This window comes from Halorubrum trapanicum, from assembly GCF_017873555.1.
Classification (GTDB): domain Archaea; phylum Halobacteriota; class Halobacteria; order Halobacteriales; family Haloferacaceae; genus Halorubrum; species Halorubrum trapanicum.
The window spans coordinates 43,819-60,140 of record NZ_JAGGKE010000012.1 but is presented as its reverse complement, the minus strand read 5'-3'; the positions used below and the strand labels follow the sequence as shown (position 1 = coordinate 60,140).

The following is a 16,322-nucleotide window of genomic DNA, read 5'->3' as shown; positions in this document are numbered from 1 at the left end:
CAGCACTCACCACCTCTTCATGGCAACCAGTATCAGATCCGAACTGCAGTCGTCAGAATCGTACCAGGAGTTGTCGGACCGACTCCGGTTTCTGAGACAGAACGTGTCGAGCGTCGTACCGAAGATTCCTGGACTCCCGTATCTCTACATTTCGCCGTTTTACCTGTTGTTCTCGGTCTTCCTACTATTCCCTACGCTGTATACGATCTACCTATCCGTTTTCAGTTACGAGGGCCCTGCGGGAAGCGAGTACATCGTTTCAATCCAGGCGTGGATCTTCGAACTGACAATTCCGAAGATATCGAACTTGGAGTTCGTCGGATTAGCGCACTACGAGTCCCTCATCTTTAGCGACTCGGTGTTCCACCTGTCGCTTTTCAACACGGGGTTTATTTTCCTGATTCAGGTCCCGCTGATGGTGATCCTCGCGCTGGCGGTCGCCATTGTCCTTGACTCGAAGTTTATCCGAGCGAAGGGCCTGTGGAGAACGCTCATCGCACTCCCGGTCGCAACCGGGATGGTCGCGTACTCCACGGTGTTTCTGTTGCTGTTCGAGGGTGATGTCGGAATGATAAATCAGGTGTTGATGAGTGTCGGTCTTGACGCGGTTCCGTGGCTCACAGACAGGTGGATGGCACGGATCACACTTGTGATCGCGATCACATGGCGGTGGATGGGATATAATATGATCATCCTGTTGGCGGGGCTCCAGACGATTCCGCAACAGCTGTACGAGGCCGCCGAGATCGACGGAGCGACGATGTGGCAGAAGTTCAGATTCGTCACCGTTCCACAGCTACGTCCGGTGCTGTTGTTCGTGATCGTCTCTTCGACGATCGGGACGTTTAAGCTGTTTGCTGAACCGTTCGTGATCACCGGTGGTGGCCCAGCGAATGCAACACTCACCGTGGTACAGTACATCTATCGGCAGGCGTTCGTCCAGCTCAATCTGGGGTACGCAAGCGCCGTGACTGTCTGTCTCGTCGTAATTGTGAGCGCAATCTCGATTGTTCAGGTCCGGAGAGGAGGTGCGGCACAATGATGGACGAGCCCCAGCGAGAGACGGCCTTGAAGTTCGGGAGCTACGCGTTCCTTCTCGCCGTCGTAACGCTGATCGTGGTGCCGCTGTACTGGATGATCGTCGCCGCGACGATACCGCAGTCAGAACTGTTCTCCTCGTCTATCCCGTTCCTCCCGGGGACGCAGTTCCTGACGAACTTCGAAGCGCTCCAGAATCGGCTGAATTTTGTCCGCACAATCTGGAACAGCACGCTGATCGCGGTGGTGTACACGCTGCTCTCGATGCTGTTGTGCTCCATGGCTGGCTTCGCGTTCGCGAAGTACGAGTTCAAGTACAAGGAGCCGCTGTTCTACTTTGTGCTCGCGACGCTCGTGCTCCCGATTCAGGCACTCGTCGTTCCGCTATTCCTCTTGGTATCGACGCTGGACCTGCTAAACACGTATCTCGCCGTGATTCTCCCGTGGGCGGCAAATCCTCTCGGGATATTCCTGATGCGCCAGAACATGCAGTCGCTGCCGGACGCCCTCCTCGAGTCGGCGCGGATGGACGGCGCGACGGAGCTCCAGATCTTCTACAAGATCGCGCTCCCGACGATGATCCCGTCGCTGGCTGCGTTGGCGGTTATCCTGTTCATCAATCAGTGGCGGCTGTTCCTCTATCCGCTCGTGGTGCTTCAGGAGGAGGCGATGTTCACGATCCCGATCGCCCTCTCGCAGCTCGTCGGCGCACAGCGGGTCGCCTTCGAGCAGATCATGGTCGGGACGACGCTCGCGATCGTTCCGATCGCCCTCCTGTTCATTTTCCTACAACGGTACTTCATCAAGGGAATTCTCGCGGGGTCGGTCAAACAATGAGGTGACTACACATGGCACAAATAGAGCTCACAAAGCTACGGAAAGAGTTTAGCACGGAAGACGAGTACATCGTCGCCGTCGAAGACATGGATCTACAGATCGAGGACGGAGAGTTCTTGGTCTTCGTCGGTCCATCGGGCTGTGGAAAGACCACAACGTTACGCTGTATCGCCGGTCTCGAAACGGCGACCGACGGACAGATCACGTTCGACGACGTCGACGTGACCGACCAGCGTGCCCGGGACCGCGACGTGGCGATGGTCTTCCAGAACTACGCGCTGTACCCGCACCTATCCGTCGAAGACAACATCGGATTCCCGCTGCGAATCTCGACAAAGCTGTCGACCGAAGAGATCGACGAGCGGGTGATCGAGACCGCGGAACTGCTGGGGATCGAAGAGCTGTTGAAACAGAAGCCGAAGGAGTTGTCCGGCGGACAGCAGCAACGCGTCGCGCTCGGTCGGGCGATCATTCGCGACCCCGAGGTCTTCCTGATGGACGAACCGCTGTCGAACCTCGACGCCAAGCTCCGGTCCGATATGCGCACCGAGCTCCAAGAGCTCCAACAGCAGCTCGACGTGACGACGGTGTACGTCACGCACGACCAGACTGAGGCCATGGCGATGGGCGACCGCATCGCGATCATGGATGATGGGATGCTCCAGCAGGTCGGCACGGCGGACGACGTCTACAGGCAACCGACGAACGAGTTCGTCGCCGGGTTCATCGGTAGCCCGAACATCAACCTCTTCACGGCCGAGGTTGAGGGAGAGACGCTTCGCGGGCCCGCCGGATTCACGTATTCCCTAGACGATCCCTCGATGGTTGAAGGCCGCGAGCGCGTCCGTGTCGGCATTCGACCGGAAGATCTCTACGTCGCGTCCGATGGCAGCGTTCCGAGCGAGATCAACGTTGTCGAGCACATGGGGAACGAAAACTTCCTCTACGCCGAAATGGGTGACGTGGAGCTGACGGTACGGAGCGGGAGCCAAATTCGGCCTGAGGAGAACTCAACAGTTATCTTCGGCTTTGATGAGGAGGACCTCTACCTCTTCGATGCCACCACGAAAGAATCGATAAAGACCAAAACGGGTGAGACAGCGCTGGAACATGAACAATTCGAACAGGCACAGCAGTAGATCCTGAGTGTAACTGGACAGGAGACGCTGCGGTACTTTGCGTTCTAAGTCCTGCCCGGCTGGTGAACTGGGCTGAATGCTGAACTGATAGCTTTAGTTGGGTTTTATATAATCTATCAGAAACTTTTATTAATATACGAAAACAACCGGTTGTTGGGTACACACATGCCAACAGATAGCAATCAAGGGGATGATGGAGCGGTACCGCTCCGCCGTCGTACGGTTCTTTCAGCAATATCGGGAGTCGCACTCGGTTCTGCGCTCTCAGCAGGGAACGCAGCCGCACAACTGAGTGACGAGTATGATGAGGTCGCGTCGTCTGCCCGAGTTGTCCCGAGCCCGGGTGAGACCGACGTCGGGGGAACAGAATCGCTTAACGGCACGTGGGGATTTACACTGGCTCCGGGAGATGGTCCCCCCTCCGAATCGGGGCGGCGCGTAGTTCCTGACCAATCCTCGGCGGGCAACAACGGGAATCTCAGGAATGACCCGGAGACGGTCACCGATCCCGCTCAGCAGGCAGTTGATCTTACCGACGACGGATACGTGGCAGTCGGTGATACAAAGGGAGTCGACTTCACTGAACCCGGCTTTACACTACAGACGACATTCAAGTACACCGGTGATGGTCCAATCTACTCTAAGGGCGGAAATCAGTACTCGCTTGGTGTCTGGGGTGGCCAGCTGTCGTTCTGGACAGAAGGCGACGGCAACTGGCCGGGTATCGACGCTGGAAATCTCGTTCAAGGACAATGGTACACGACGACGCTGGTCGTTGCTGCGAATGAAATTCGACTCTACGTTGATGCTGAAGAGATCGGATCAACGCCGCACGACTTCGCGTCACTCCCAAGTACTGACTCCCCGCTACACCTCGGATATGACGCCGGAAACGACGACAGCGGATCGCCGACAGTCGACTCCTTCCGCGCGTTCGAGACGGCACTCACCACAGATCAAATTACCAGCGGATTCGCTGAAATACCGGACGACGCTGTCGCATGGCTGCCGTTAAACGAAGCCACTAACGGAGTGACACCCGACGAGTCAGGGCAGGGGAACGATGGCATTCTCCAAAACGATCCGTCGTTTGTCCCTAGCCCTGATGGACAGGGAATTGATCTTGCGGAGGACGGGTACGTTATTGTCGAAAACGACGATTCGCTGGCGTTCGATTCTCCCGGGTTTACACTCCACGCACGGCTGAAATATGATGGAGGGAGCGGACTGGTTCTCGATCGGGGCAGTAGTGCTATCGGATCGGGGACTGAGCAGTTCGGGCTTGGTATCTACGATGGGACGCTCTCATTTTATATGCAAACAGCGGACGGGACGTATCCAGAGACGCTCCAAACCGATGTGGAATCAGGTAAGTGGCACAGCGTAACAATCGTCGGTAACCAAGGCGAGAATCAGCTGTACGTCGATGGTGACCCAATCGGAACTATTGAACATGAGGCGACTGGACTCGCCGAGAGTGATGCACCACTCATCGTCGGTGGAGGCGATCTCGATGTGGCTGTCACGTCGACATGGGCACTCCCCTCTGCCCTATCAGCGGAACAGGTAAGCACCGGATTTAGGGCTGTCCCAGATACCGCCGTTCTTTGGTTCGACTACGCGACCATCGAGGACCGGAGCGTTGAGTGGCGTGACGAGACCGTTCCTGGTCAGTGGGGTTATGACGGCTATGAAGTACCTGAAGATTCCGCCGACTGGTATCCTCCAGGAAACCAGCGCGGCTGGTACCGTCGTGAGATCGATGTCTCTGAAGACTGGAGAGAAGGACGTGTATTGCTACAGTTCGGTGCAGTCTACAGCGAAGCGTGGGTGTATGTGAATGGGTCCCTTATGGGGACTCACGTGGGCGGTCACACTCCATTCGAGGTAGACGTTACCGACGAAATCGAACCCCAGGGGTCGAACACAGTGACAGTCGGTGTGGCACAGGCGTCTGAAGCCGATGATATGGGTTGGCAGAACGTCACTGGGGGTATCCCGCGTGACGTAACGCTGATCTCGGTCCCTCAGGTTCATCTGGCCGACTGCGATGTACGAACTGAACTCATCGATAACGGAACAGCGGCAACCGTTCACGTCAACACTATTGTTGAGAATTCGGGAAAATCTGAGACGACTGCCGAGTTATCTGTCTCGCTAACAGATCCTAACGGAACTGTCGTCGGTTCCGACAAGGCAGTCCTTGATGCTGTTCCTTCCGGAAAAGCCCGTAGTATAACCGTTGAGATGACCGTCGACGATCCCGAGACATGGAATCCTGAACAGCCCCGACTCCATGATCTCGACGTGTCACTCGATGCTGGAGGTGTCACAGAGGAAGTGACTGAGCGGATTGGGATTCGAGAGATAGAGGTTGACGGGCAGGCGTTGCGTATCAACGGAGAATCGGTCACACTTCGGGGAGTCAACTGGGAAGAAATTCACCTACCGAAACACGGGCACGCCATCCCAGCAGAGATCACTCGGGAGGATGCGCGCCGGCTGAAAGAGGCGAACGTAAACTATGTGAGAGCTGCTCACCACCCGACATCTGAAGCATTCCTTGACGCCTGTGACGAATTGGGTATCGTAGTGGAGGTAGAGGCACCACACATGTTCGTCGGCCGGCAGCGTGGCGATCCGTACCCAGACGTGGTCATCGAGCAGACCCTCGAAATGGTTGAGAGGGATAAGAACCGTGCCTCTGTCTGTCTCTGGTCAATCGCCAATGAGTCTGAGTGGTACGAAGCGTTCGAGACTGTTACCGCTCTTGTGAAGGAAGCAGATCCCACTAGACCGCTAATCTTCAACCACGACGCGTACGATGATTCGGATCCCTGGCACGACGCCTACAGCTTGCGAGCCCACCACTACCCCGCGTTACGTACTGACTCGACCGTTACAGCGTACGGGAACCTCGATGCACCGACTCTCTTCGACGAATACGCACATACCTACTGCTACAATGACCAAGAGCTTGTGACTGATCCCGGGCTGCGGGATGAGTGGGGGAGCGTCTTTGAACTCATCTGGGAGCAGTGTCGGGATGCCGGGGCAGTTGCCGGTGCTGCTATCTGGGCCGGTGGCGATCACCTTGAGCAATGGGGTGAATATCTCTGGGGGCTGCTCGACCGAAACAGGCGCGCCCGTCCCGAGTACTGGCACGTCAAGAAAGCGTATTCACCGGTTCAGGTAGTTGATACGACGTGGCGCGGCAACGGAAATGTCGTCACCCTTACTGTCGAGAACCGTCACGAGTTTATCGACCTCACCGAGCGGACGGTGTCATTTGAAGGAGCTCGCGGACGCGGGAACCGTGAGCTTTCAGCCCAACCTGGAGAGCAAGAACAGATCACGGTACCGGTTGAAGACGGTCGCTTAGAGATGACCGTCACCCATCCCGAGGGTCACGTGATCCAGCAGGTTGTGTTTACTGCCGATACGCCGAGTAGCAGACTTGATTCAACACCGATTACGGAGTCGATCTCCGCAACCGACGAGACACTGGCAGTGGAGACGGGCACGTTCAGCCTTAGTGTTGACCGGGGCACCGGAAACGTTGTAATTGAAGGAACCGACGGTAACCCGATCGTCTCCGCTGGTCCGGAACTCGTCATTACTCCAACCCAGAACGCAACGGGACGTGCGTACGAGAATGCTATCGATCACCGTCTCTCTGAACGGACAGTTACCGATGTTCGTCGTGTAGACGGTGGGAGTGCGATCGCTGTCGACGTCACGTACGACATCGCGGAAGGGACCTTCGTTATTTATCCACAAGAGCGTGGGATCGACCTGTCGTACGACTTCAGCATTCAGGAGGCGATTGACGCCCGAGAGGTGGGTGTCGCCATGCCGCTGAATCGCGATTACACGACGCTCTCGTGGACGCGTGACGGTCAGTGGACCGCCTATCCGGAAACCCATATCGGACGGGAAACAGGTTCAGCACAAGCGTTCCCCGACGGGTCTCGGCCGAATCACGAGGGGATCCGCATTCGAAGCGATCAGCCGTGGAAAGACGACGCGACATCACATGGTTCAAACGACTTCCGGGGGACGAAACGCAATGTCTATCGAGCGGCTCTAACAAACGAATCGGATCGGGGTTTCCGTGTTCTCGGAAACGGTGAGACTCACGTACGGGCACAGGTCCGCGACGAGACGGTCGATCTGCTTGCTATCGATCGCTCGCTTTCCGGAACCAACGCCGACGAATGGTTAAGTCGACATCAACCAGTCACTCAGGATCCGACCATCGGCGCCGATGAATCAATCGACGGTCGGGTTGTCTTCCGCGTCGCTAACCCGGAGGAGGATGGAGACGATTCGAACAAGGGTCGCGATAAACGACCGGGGAACGGTAACGGGCGTGGGAACGGTAACGGCCGTGGAAACGACAACTAAAAAAAACAGGAACGTAACTGAGAGTGGCTGTCACTGTATCAGCCACCACGTTCTCATAGAACAAACATAGAAAATCAGACTAGTATTAAAATACATCAGATTTTATAACAACACAACGATTAGTTCTCACCGATCCGATCCTGCCAACATCTCGACGCGCATTCGGTTCGCGGTTTCGGTGAGAAGGCCACTGATGTTGTTTTTCACGTCGATGCCTCGCGCCCGCTCTGCCGGGATGACGACTTCTAAGGACGCGATCGGTTCGTCTTCCGGGTCTCTGACTGCGGTCGCTATCGAGACCCACTCCGGCGCAAAGGAGAGCGGCTCTTCCAGGAGGCTCCGTTCCCGGATCGTTTCGATCTGCGCGGCGATTGTTTCGTCTCCATCGACGATCGAATCGCGCCGATCAGACGGAAGGTGCGCCAATATCGCCTTCCCCGCTGGACTCTCCACGAGCGATTCCGTGTCGCCTCGCTGTCGTGGATACTGGTCTTGTTCGTCGCCGACGGTCGTGTACAGGCAGTGGCAATCCGGGGTACTGTAGAACCATAGATTCGTCGGCGCATTGAGTGAACGAGAGAGCTTATCAACTTTGTCACGTTGGGAGAGAACAGGCCGAGACCCGGTCACGGAGAGACCGTATTCATTGAACTTCGGGCCGATCACGTATGTTCCGTTCTGGTTCTCGACAGCGTCCACGTCCATCAACGTTCGGAGATGTTTGTAGACTCCCCCGCGTGATAAGCCGGTCGCGGCGATCAGTTCGGCGGCCGATGCGCCTTTCAACTCGTGAATTGTATCGAGAATATCGAAAGAGGTTCTCGTCGCCTCAATTCTATCGCTCTCGGACATATCCGGTTGTACCCCCTCACCACCAATAAGTATACAGATAGTGTACGCCTCGGTATCTCCACAATATCTGGCTGACTGGTTGGGAACACATCGGGAAACACCTCACCACTCGACGAAGCTTCCATCGTTGTATCGGCGGACTGGTGTCCGCCATTCACTTCCTTCACCGGCGTGCTCTCGTACGCCCGTTTCATTCACCTCGATCCCGAGACCGGGCTTCGTAGGGAGTGTTACATGACCCTCCTCACTATGGAGATCCTCCGCATTATCGACGTAATCGTCGATGTATCTCTCTCCGATAGTAGGCTGTTGAATCGCGTTCGGGAGGTGGTGACTCAGCTGCGTACTTGCTGAGTATGCGATCGGTCCGACAGAGCAGTTCATCATCAGTTTCGCTCCGTACGTCTCAGCGAGTGAGGCAATGTTCTGAATCTCAGTTATCCCGCCTGCGTGGGAAACATCCGGTTGTACGATGTCGAGCCGTCCTGCTTCCAGATGTGGCTGAAACTCCCACCGAGAGTACAATCGTTCGCCGAACGCGATTGGAATATCGTATGCCGCGGATCGATCGAGCATGGCAAGATGCTCCGGCCGAACAACCTCCTCGACAAACATCGGATCGTACTCTGCTAGTCGAGAAAGCACCCTTGGAGCCATGCTCGCGGAGATGTGCCCGTGAAGGTCAATCCCGATATCGACCCCCCGGCCGGCAACCTCGCGTGCCGTCGCAAGGTGTTTACAGATCTCGTCAATATCTACGGTCGACTCGATCGGCGACGTTTGATACGTCGTGAGCAGTTTGAGCGTGTCGAATCCGTCTGAGACGGCGTCCTCAACGAGAGACGAGACTTCTTCGACGGTCTCTGGTACCAATCGTTTGTATAGTGGGACGTGTTCGCGTGTCCGTCCCCCGAGCAATTCGGAGACTGATTCTCCGGTGTACTTCCCCTTGATGTCCCAGAGCGCTTGGTCGATCCCAGCAATGGCAGACATCAACACCGGACCACCTCGATAGAACCCCCCTCGGTACATTGTCTGCCAGAGCTTCTCTATTTGGCTTGACTCTTCACCAAGCAGATAGCCCTCCATCAGCTCGTTGACGGCACTTTTGACGGTCTCTGCACGACCCTCTAATATTGGTTCTCCCCAGCCGACCGTCCCATCGCTGGTTTCAATCTTCAAAAAGAGCCAGCGTGGTGGTACCTTGAAAAGCTCATATTCGACAATCTGTGTCATATCAAATTGACAGTGGCCGCTAACGTTAAACATTGGCACCTTCACCAGACAGAATCTGATTGGTGATTTGGCACCAAATAATAATGCGTATTATATATATTGGTAGTTGATATGAATCAAAAATTCACGGGGATGCTTGATCAGAATTACGCCATGAGGCCCTCACCGTAATTGTTACACGGATTTGAGTTTCTCATTGATCGCTTCAGGTTGAATAGTACACTGCCGACAAGGCGGCTAGTGATTGAGTGGGGAGATCATCGAGGGTGACACGGCTATTCGTCAGACTGCTCGCCCAGTTTCTCTCGAAGCTCGACTGCTGCCTTCTCGAAGTGTTCCGCGAGGAACGGCGTTCCCGACGTCACCCGCTCCTCAACAGTAGGTGCCGAAGTAGCTGAGTCGTCGTTTTCGTTGGTGGTGACCAATCTGCGGTCTGATCCACACAACTGAGGCGAAACAGCTGTCTCGTGCTGCTTTTAGGCTGTTATTCACACATCTTGATTTTTCGACGAAGCCGAACGGACAGTATCCGAGCGAGGACTTCCAGAAAGTCCTCGCTCGGAGTTCCTTCGACGGCGAATTCGTTCATACAACCGCGAAAGAGCTTCAGCTTGCTCGGAATGAAGAGATTGATCTCCAACGGAGTCCGCTTGCCAAATCACTGCTCTACCATCTTCGTGGACTGAGCCCGGACGCCATCGACACTTAGTTCGATGGCGTCCGGACAGCCACGTTCGCTCACGCCGGCCGCCAGCGAGCGTTCACTCGTTCTGTCGATGTTGCGCTCGATATTCACGAATGGCTCTACTACGGATCGGACGATACACCACACGTCTGTTCGGTCAATCCAGACCGCGGAACAAACCTCGCGTACGCATTTGTGACACTCTGTATCGTCGATCCTGCCGTTCGATTCACGCTCGCATCGGAATCTGTCGAGGCGAATGACTCCCGCACGCTGCGGGAGTCGATTCGCCGGCTCGTCGCCACTGCTCGAGAATTCGTCGAGATCAACCGCGTCTACTGTGATCGCGGCTTCTACCGCGTGCCACTCGTTGAGACGTTCGTTGAGCTTGACCTCGAGTTCGCTGTGCGTGCGCCACAGACTGTGGGCGTCAAGCGTGCGCTTGACGCCCACGACGCTTCTCGATTCGTCACAGATTACGAGCTGGTGCGAAAGAATCCACCGACCGGCCGGGTGCCAGTAACACTCGTCGTCGTCCCGCACCGCACACGAGACGACGACTCGTTTTGCCTTGTGACGAACTGTGCGGTCTCGAAAGATGCCGCTGAACCGCTTACAGAAGCATATCGCCGCCGATGGGGAATCGAAACCTCCTACCGGAAGATCGGTGAGTTTCTGCCGCGAACGTCGTCACCGAGGTTTGCGGTGCGGCTGTTCGAGTTTCTGTTCGCGGTGGCGATGTACAATCCGTGGATTCTGGTGTGTCTGTTCCTTGCTGAGCAGCGAGAATTCGCTGATCGACCAGCCGTCTCGACAGCACTGTTTCGGCTGTTCGTGCTGTCAGTCCCGGACGGATCGCGACAGATGTGGGGCTGATCCGGATTCCACCGGGTCAGCACGCCGCTGACTACTGACAAGATTGCCAAACCGCTTGCGGATACCACTCTTTTTCGCTCTCGGACAGTGGTTCACTGAGGAAAACGTCGACTTGATCGGCCTTTCTCGATCACGAGAAACGGAACTCAACCGAATCTCTCCAGTACTTCGGCACCTACTGTAAAGGCGCGGGAGGAGGTCAATGACTCGTAACCCGTGCGAACAAACCGCAGTGACCTCCTCGCACGGTTGAAGCCGTGAGATTTCACCTCGTCACTCCCTAATTATATCTAATTAGTTTTATTACCGAGGAGAGAGGATGACCTGTCAACGAGAACCAATGGTTCGCTCTCTCCAGAAGGGGATCACGGATGTCGAGGGTGAGATCAAGGGTGACCCGTTCAGCTCCATGAAGGGGTTCGGCAAACAGGTCACCGGCTGTGAGACGGAGGCAGCCGACGAACGATCTCCGACTGCCGCTCGCCGGATCGCACAGACGCGCCGGGAGTCGGGCGACATGGAGTAGGTTGCTACCAGGAGGACAAGCCAGGGATGACCGACCGCTACCAATATCCGGATTTCGTGTTAACAGTCATCCCTGTCACGCTCATCATCGCTTACAGCGTCGGTACAGTGCTTAACGCCCGCCTGATTGCCATCGCGACCGCAGGTGTGTTGTGTTATCTCGTCATGGCGGACGGCCTTCTGTGGCACGCGCCCACAGAGTGACTCTTCGTTGGTATCGGCTCACGGAGCCACGTACCCAGCGGTAAGGCCAGAGCGACAGCCGCCTCCGCATGCGAAAGTAGGGGGTTACGGAAGCCGGATGTCGCGAGACGATCGGCAAAACGACACCGGGAATCGACAGACAGTGTCGGCACCACAGTAGCGGCACGGAGTTCTATTGAGAACAATTTGGTGTGTTTCTCGTGGAGATTTCGGTTCACTCCGCTGGCGTAGCCTGCTGATTATCGGTAATTGTCCTCCTCGCGGGGTAGTGAACATTCCGAGGGGACCGGTTCCAGAGATGAATATTGGGCGCTTTTGGTGAGTGAACAATATAGAATCTATCACGAATAATAAGATGTTACCGACACCTATCGAACGAATGAACTTATGTATCTTCCCCAAATACTGGACGATGAACTGACCCTTCATCATGTCTGAATCCGAATCGGAGCAGGTGTCGAGACGTGAGAAGTTAATCGCACTCCGGAAAGTCGCGGAGTTCGATCCGAAACTGACTGCCCTTATTGTCGTGTTCGGCGTGACCGCGGCGGGACTCGAGGCGGTCGGGTTGGGCTTCATTCTCCCGGTCATCGAACTTGTCCAATCCAACGGTGACCCGGCAGCCAATGCGAGTGGAGTGATGGCGATATTCGTCTCGGTGTACCAGCTGTTGAACATCCCGTTCTCCCTGTCAACAGTCGTTGTAGGCGTCGCAGCGGTGATGTTCGTTCGGTATACGTCGAGCTTCTTCGGTGCGTGGTTCCGGGCGGCGATCCAAACCTACTACGTCCAGCACCTCCAGATCGAGGCGTTCGATCGCGCTCTTGAGGCCCGTATTAAATACTTCGACGAGGAGGGCTCAGACGACATTCTAAATGCGATCATCACACAGACCAACTTCGCGGGAGAAGTGATTAAGAACGGGGTTCGCTTACTCCAAGTCGGGTTACTTTCACTCGTTTATCTCTTTGTCGCGTTCGTCATCTCCCCTGAACTCACAATATTTACAGTTGTGTTCCTAGGCGGACTCACGTACATGGTACAAAGCGTGATAGAATCAGGTTACGACCTCGGGAACGAGGTTGCAGAGGCTAACGAAAAACGTCAGTCGGCGGCACAAGCTGGAACACAGGGCGTTCGCGACATCCGTATTTTCGGTATCGCTAACGAGCTTCGCGAGGACTTCGTTGATGCCGTAGAAACCTACACCGGATCGCAGATCAAACTACGGCGCAACGAGGCCGCACTCCAGAATTTCTACAACCTGATCGTTGCCGTCTCGGTGTTTGTCCTCATTTTTCTCGCGTTACGATTTGCGGATCTTTCATTAGGAGCGCTCGGAGTGTTCCTTTTCGCGATGTTCCGTCTCGGTCCGCAGGCGAGCCAAGCGAATCAATTGTTCTACAAAGTTTCGAATAACCTTCCTCACCTCGTTCGCACGCAACAATTCGTCGACAAACTTGCCCGTTATCAGGAACCAAGCGATGCTATCCGCTCGGCTCCGGATACCGTTACCACTGTTGAGTTCGACGACGTCTGGTTCTCCTATAACCAAGAAGAAGATGTCCTCCAGGGAATCGAATTTGAGGCTCATCAGGGGGAATTCATCGCATTTGTCGGTCAGTCTGGAGCTGGCAAATCGACGATTGCTGCACTGCTCGCGCGTATGTACGAACCGGACGACGGCCAGATTACAGCGAACGGCGAACTGATTGGAGAAATGGGCATTAACGAGTGGCGCGATCATCTCGCTGTCGTCCGACAGAATCCCTATATCTTCGACGACACGCTCCGGTATAACCTGACTGTCGCGAACCGGGATGCGTCGAAAGCTGAGATTGAAAAGGTATGTGAAATCGCGAAGGTTGACGAGTTCTTTGATGGCCTGCCGAGCGGGTATGACACGCTATTGGGGGATGACGGGATCCGTCTTTCTGGTGGGCAGAAACAGCGAGTGGCGCTTGCTCGGGCGTTGCTTGCCGATGCTGACATACTGATTCTTGATGAAGCAACTAGTGATCTCGACACGAATCTGGAGCAAGAAGTACAGCAGGCGATCGAAGAAATGGACCGCGATTACATCATTATCACAATTGCTCACCGGTTGTCAACCGTAAAGAATGCGGATCGAATTTACACTGTCGAGGACGGACGTATATCAGAGTATGGAGAACACGGAGAATTGCTTAATCAAGAGGGGAAGTATGCAGAGTTGTACGCTACGCAGGTGAGTGGGTAAAGTATCCATGAGTGATACCGGTTTGACAATCAGATCCACTGTCGATGCTTCAAATTCCAACGTCCTGACACATACACATATCCTATAACGGTATTGCCATTAAATCAACATATCAAATCAGTAAATGCTTACAGAGAATAAGTCAAATGAGCGTATAACCTATTTCATTATTGGTTTGTTTGGCATACAGAAGGCTAAGGAGGCTCATATCGAGAACGATCTGAGAATCTGATCGAACAGTCGTATACTGTTAGCTATAGCGATCCTCAAGATCGAATGAACTCAAGTGTGGTACGCGCCCAGCTGATTGGTATATTGATCTTTTGGTGATATGGATACGGAATGAATCTTGAGATATTATCATAAAAAATTCGGTAGTAATCTGAGAGAGTCGCAGGGGTGGCCACTTCATCAAACTCACGGAATTGTGTGACAGCCTTGAATTGTGGAGAGTCTTTGAACCTAGAAAGTGTTCCGTCACGCACGTAATGCACCAATTGGACATCAGATGGACAATTCAGCCTTGCATACAGTGGATAGTTTTGTTCGTTTGATAGCAATCCGACATCATACTGGGTGCTCAAGACGCCGAGAACAATCTGTTCATGGAACCACGATTCGTCGTGATCATATATCTCTTCATCAACAGCCTCTCGTGTCATCTCTAGCCAACGAGAGGGAAAATTTCTATTCTGTGTGATAATAACCGCACCCTGATAATAGGGGGCGATCAATTGTCTGTTGTCCACCGAACTATACAGATTCGATGGCATTTTTGGTGGCTCAACGCCAAAATGATTGTACACCCCGCGCCAATCGTCTTTTGAGTGAGATGACCCCCAGTAGTCTTCGCCACTATCTTCCGGTTTTAAAAAAAGCTCAGGGTCACCATTTGTATCTGGTTTCTGAAGTTTGGATAACAGTATAGTATCCGTATCCAGTGCAGCAATATAGCGACTGTCAGATGCGTTAGCTGCTTCGATAAATGCACGGTGGAGAGCAGTTAACGGATATTCTGGCATGGGGATCTCATCAACGATGACTGTTGATGACGACTCAAAAAAAGATTTTAAATCATTGTTGAGATCTGGATAACTTAACTCAGGTATAAAATTATATATTTTAGCTTTTGGATAGTGATTGCGGATTGACTTGATGAGTAAAGCAGCTCGAGTACCTAACTTCCCTTTATCTGATGTTACGGCAAAAGAGATATCGGTGAATTCTCCCGGATTAGCCATTCTGTAATTGGTATCACGTCTTATGCTTAAATTATTATTGGACTACACGGAGCCTATCGATAGCCGAGAGAGCTTAATCGTTTTTCTACATCGATTTTATCATCCATGGATGACATTTCAATATCCTTTGGGTGTCTCTTGGGATCCTCGATTGCCTCGGCATAACACCACGGGACCTGACGGACGGCGTCGCTTGTAGCTCTGTCTGGATGTCCATAAGGTTCAGTAAACGAATTGCCGTGATCTGCAGTTACAGAAACTGTACAGTCAGACAGGAACGTTGTAAGAACATCGACCTCATCTAATACATATTTCAGGTTTTCCGTATATGCCTCTTGTACCTCTTCATTGGCAACATCTCCATTATTCAGCTGCTCCCAGACCGATCCTGACCAGTTTGATTCATTGTCTCCGGTCACTCCCTTCTTGTCAAACCCCGAGTTAAATTGCGGCTGCGGAACAGAGGGGAAATGTGGTTGCATATAGTGTACTACTAATCTGTTGGAGGGTTTAGGATCATAATGATAGAGTGCCGCATCAGTAACATCCTCAGCTCGAACCGTGCCAAGTCCTTCATCCCAGTTTGTTTTCCAAACCTCTACGCAGCCGTTTGAGTCAAGACACGGTTTTGTATGAGGATTCGCAGACACATAGACGATGTCGTCGCTTTTGAGCTTTTCCTCGTAAGCGTCTAACCAAGTTGCAGAATTTGCTCCGACAGAGAGATATTCCGCCACATCTCCGTAATTATCCCGATCTCGTACCTGTTTTTCAAGGCTATCAACACGACAAGCGTCTAAAATGACGAGCACATCCCACTCCCGATTAAATATGTTTGGCGCTTTGTGTTTCATCCACCAAAGTTTCGCACCTGTCCGTAAATAGCGGCTTGCTTTCACAGGATGGAGAACACCCTCGAGAATTCTCCGATAGGACATTATTACAAGTAGGCCCTCCTTCTACTACCAGAAAATGGTTTCGGCACGTTCTGCCTGTACAAAAATGTTCATTGTACGTAAATATTCCAGACAGGGACAGGGGAA

The 16,322-nt window shown here is 53.7% G+C and carries 12 protein-coding genes and 1 pseudogene; 8 read left to right on the top strand and 5 right to left on the bottom strand.

Translation table 11 applies throughout. The features are described from left to right. Positions 1-19: 19 nt before the first annotated feature. The 4 genes from J2744_RS12665 (at position 20) to J2744_RS12650 (ending at position 7,421) form a co-directional block, all read left to right on the top strand. On the top strand, positions 20-1,042 hold the full coding sequence (locus tag J2744_RS12665; RefSeq protein WP_210113711.1) for a carbohydrate ABC transporter permease: 1,023 nt from the start codon (positions 20-22) through the stop codon (positions 1,040-1,042). Further along, positions 1,039-1,875 (top strand): carbohydrate ABC transporter permease, encoded by an 837-nt coding sequence (locus tag J2744_RS12660; RefSeq protein WP_210113710.1) that lies wholly within the window; start codon positions 1,039-1,041, stop codon positions 1,873-1,875. Before J2744_RS12665 ends, J2744_RS12660 begins: the two co-directional genes overlap by 4 nt. 11 nt (positions 1,876-1,886) lie before the next feature. Then, positions 1,887-3,014, top strand: coding sequence for an ABC transporter ATP-binding protein (locus J2744_RS12655; protein WP_210113709.1), 1,128 nt, complete (start codon positions 1,887-1,889; stop codon positions 3,012-3,014). Positions 3,015-3,560: 546 nt separating this feature from the next. Next, on the top strand, positions 3,561-7,421 hold the full coding sequence (locus J2744_RS12650; protein WP_210113708.1) for a glycoside hydrolase family 2 TIM barrel-domain containing protein: 3,861 nt from the start codon (positions 3,561-3,563) through the stop codon (positions 7,419-7,421). A gap of 126 nt (positions 7,422-7,547) precedes the next feature. On the opposite strand, the gene J2744_RS12645 is transcribed toward J2744_RS12650, so the two are convergent. The 3 genes and pseudogenes from J2744_RS12645 to J2744_RS15510 all read right to left on the bottom strand — a co-directional run. Continuing rightward, positions 7,548-8,273 (bottom strand): IclR family transcriptional regulator, encoded by a 726-nt coding sequence (locus J2744_RS12645; protein WP_210113707.1) that lies wholly within the window; start codon positions 8,271-8,273, stop codon positions 7,548-7,550. Between the two features lie 102 nt (positions 8,274-8,375). After that, a complete protein-coding gene (gene dgoD / locus J2744_RS12640; protein ID WP_210113706.1) occupies positions 8,376-9,509 on the bottom strand; it encodes a galactonate dehydratase in 1,134 nt (377 codons plus the stop codon). 275 nt (positions 9,510-9,784) lie between these two features. Next, positions 9,785-9,880, bottom strand: a pseudogene (locus tag J2744_RS15510) (SWIM zinc finger domain-containing protein); the annotation flags it as partial. 509 nt (positions 9,881-10,389) lie between these two features. Between J2744_RS15510 and J2744_RS15345 the strand changes: the two are divergent. The 4 genes from J2744_RS15345 to J2744_RS12620 all read left to right on the top strand — a co-directional run bounded on the left by J2744_RS15345 (position 10,390) and on the right by J2744_RS12620 (position 14,038). Beyond that, entirely contained in the window at positions 10,390-11,070 is a 681-nt protein-coding gene (locus J2744_RS15345) for a transposase (RefSeq protein ID WP_321169802.1), read from the top strand. A gap of 319 nt (positions 11,071-11,389) precedes the next feature. After that, positions 11,390-11,596 (top strand): hypothetical protein, encoded by a 207-nt coding sequence (locus tag J2744_RS12630; protein ID WP_210113705.1) that lies wholly within the window; start codon positions 11,390-11,392, stop codon positions 11,594-11,596. Between the two features lie 26 nt (positions 11,597-11,622). Beyond that, positions 11,623-11,799: a hypothetical protein gene (locus J2744_RS12625; protein WP_210113704.1), complete on the top strand. Its 177-nt coding sequence runs from the start codon at positions 11,623-11,625 to the stop codon at positions 11,797-11,799. A gap of 430 nt (positions 11,800-12,229) precedes the next feature. Further along, the gene (locus J2744_RS12620) at positions 12,230-14,038 is read left to right on the top strand and encodes an ABC transporter ATP-binding protein (protein WP_210113703.1); all 1,809 of its coding nucleotides are present in this window, start codon (positions 12,230-12,232) and stop codon (positions 14,036-14,038) included. A gap of 266 nt (positions 14,039-14,304) precedes the next feature. Here J2744_RS12620 and J2744_RS12615 read toward each other — a convergent pair whose 3' ends face one another. Continuing rightward, on the bottom strand, positions 14,305-15,279 hold the full coding sequence (locus J2744_RS12615; RefSeq protein ID WP_210113702.1) for a hypothetical protein: 975 nt from the start codon (positions 15,277-15,279) through the stop codon (positions 14,305-14,307). A 53-nt stretch (positions 15,280-15,332) separates the two neighbouring features. After that, positions 15,333-16,133, bottom strand: a complete 801-nt coding sequence (locus tag J2744_RS12610) for a hypothetical protein (protein ID WP_210113701.1) — start codon at positions 16,131-16,133, stop codon at positions 15,333-15,335. Positions 16,134-16,322: the final 189 nt, after the last annotated feature.

Coding starts and splice junctions, on each gene's coding strand:
- J2744_RS12665 (WP_210113711.1), top strand. CDS start 20: ATGGCAACCAGTATCAGATCCGAACTGCAGTCGTCAGAATCGTACCAG.
- J2744_RS12660 (WP_210113710.1), top strand. CDS start 1,039: ATGATGGACGAGCCCCAGCGAGAGACGGCCTTGAAGTTCGGGAGCTAC.
- J2744_RS12655 (WP_210113709.1), top strand. CDS start 1,887: ATGGCACAAATAGAGCTCACAAAGCTACGGAAAGAGTTTAGCACGGAA.
- J2744_RS12645 (WP_210113707.1), bottom strand. CDS start 8,273: ATGTCCGAGAGCGATAGAATTGAGGCGACGAGAACCTCTTTCGATATT.
- dgoD (WP_210113706.1), bottom strand. CDS start 9,509: ATGACACAGATTGTCGAATATGAGCTTTTCAAGGTACCACCACGCTGG.
- J2744_RS12630 (WP_210113705.1), top strand. CDS start 11,390: ATGACCTGTCAACGAGAACCAATGGTTCGCTCTCTCCAGAAGGGGATC.
- J2744_RS12625 (WP_210113704.1), top strand. CDS start 11,623: ATGACCGACCGCTACCAATATCCGGATTTCGTGTTAACAGTCATCCCT.
- J2744_RS12620 (WP_210113703.1), top strand. CDS start 12,230: ATGTCTGAATCCGAATCGGAGCAGGTGTCGAGACGTGAGAAGTTAATC.
- J2744_RS12615 (WP_210113702.1), bottom strand. CDS start 15,279: ATGGCTAATCCGGGAGAATTCACCGATATCTCTTTTGCCGTAACATCA.
- J2744_RS12610 (WP_210113701.1), bottom strand. CDS start 16,133: ATGAAACACAAAGCGCCAAACATATTTAATCGGGAGTGGGATGTGCTC.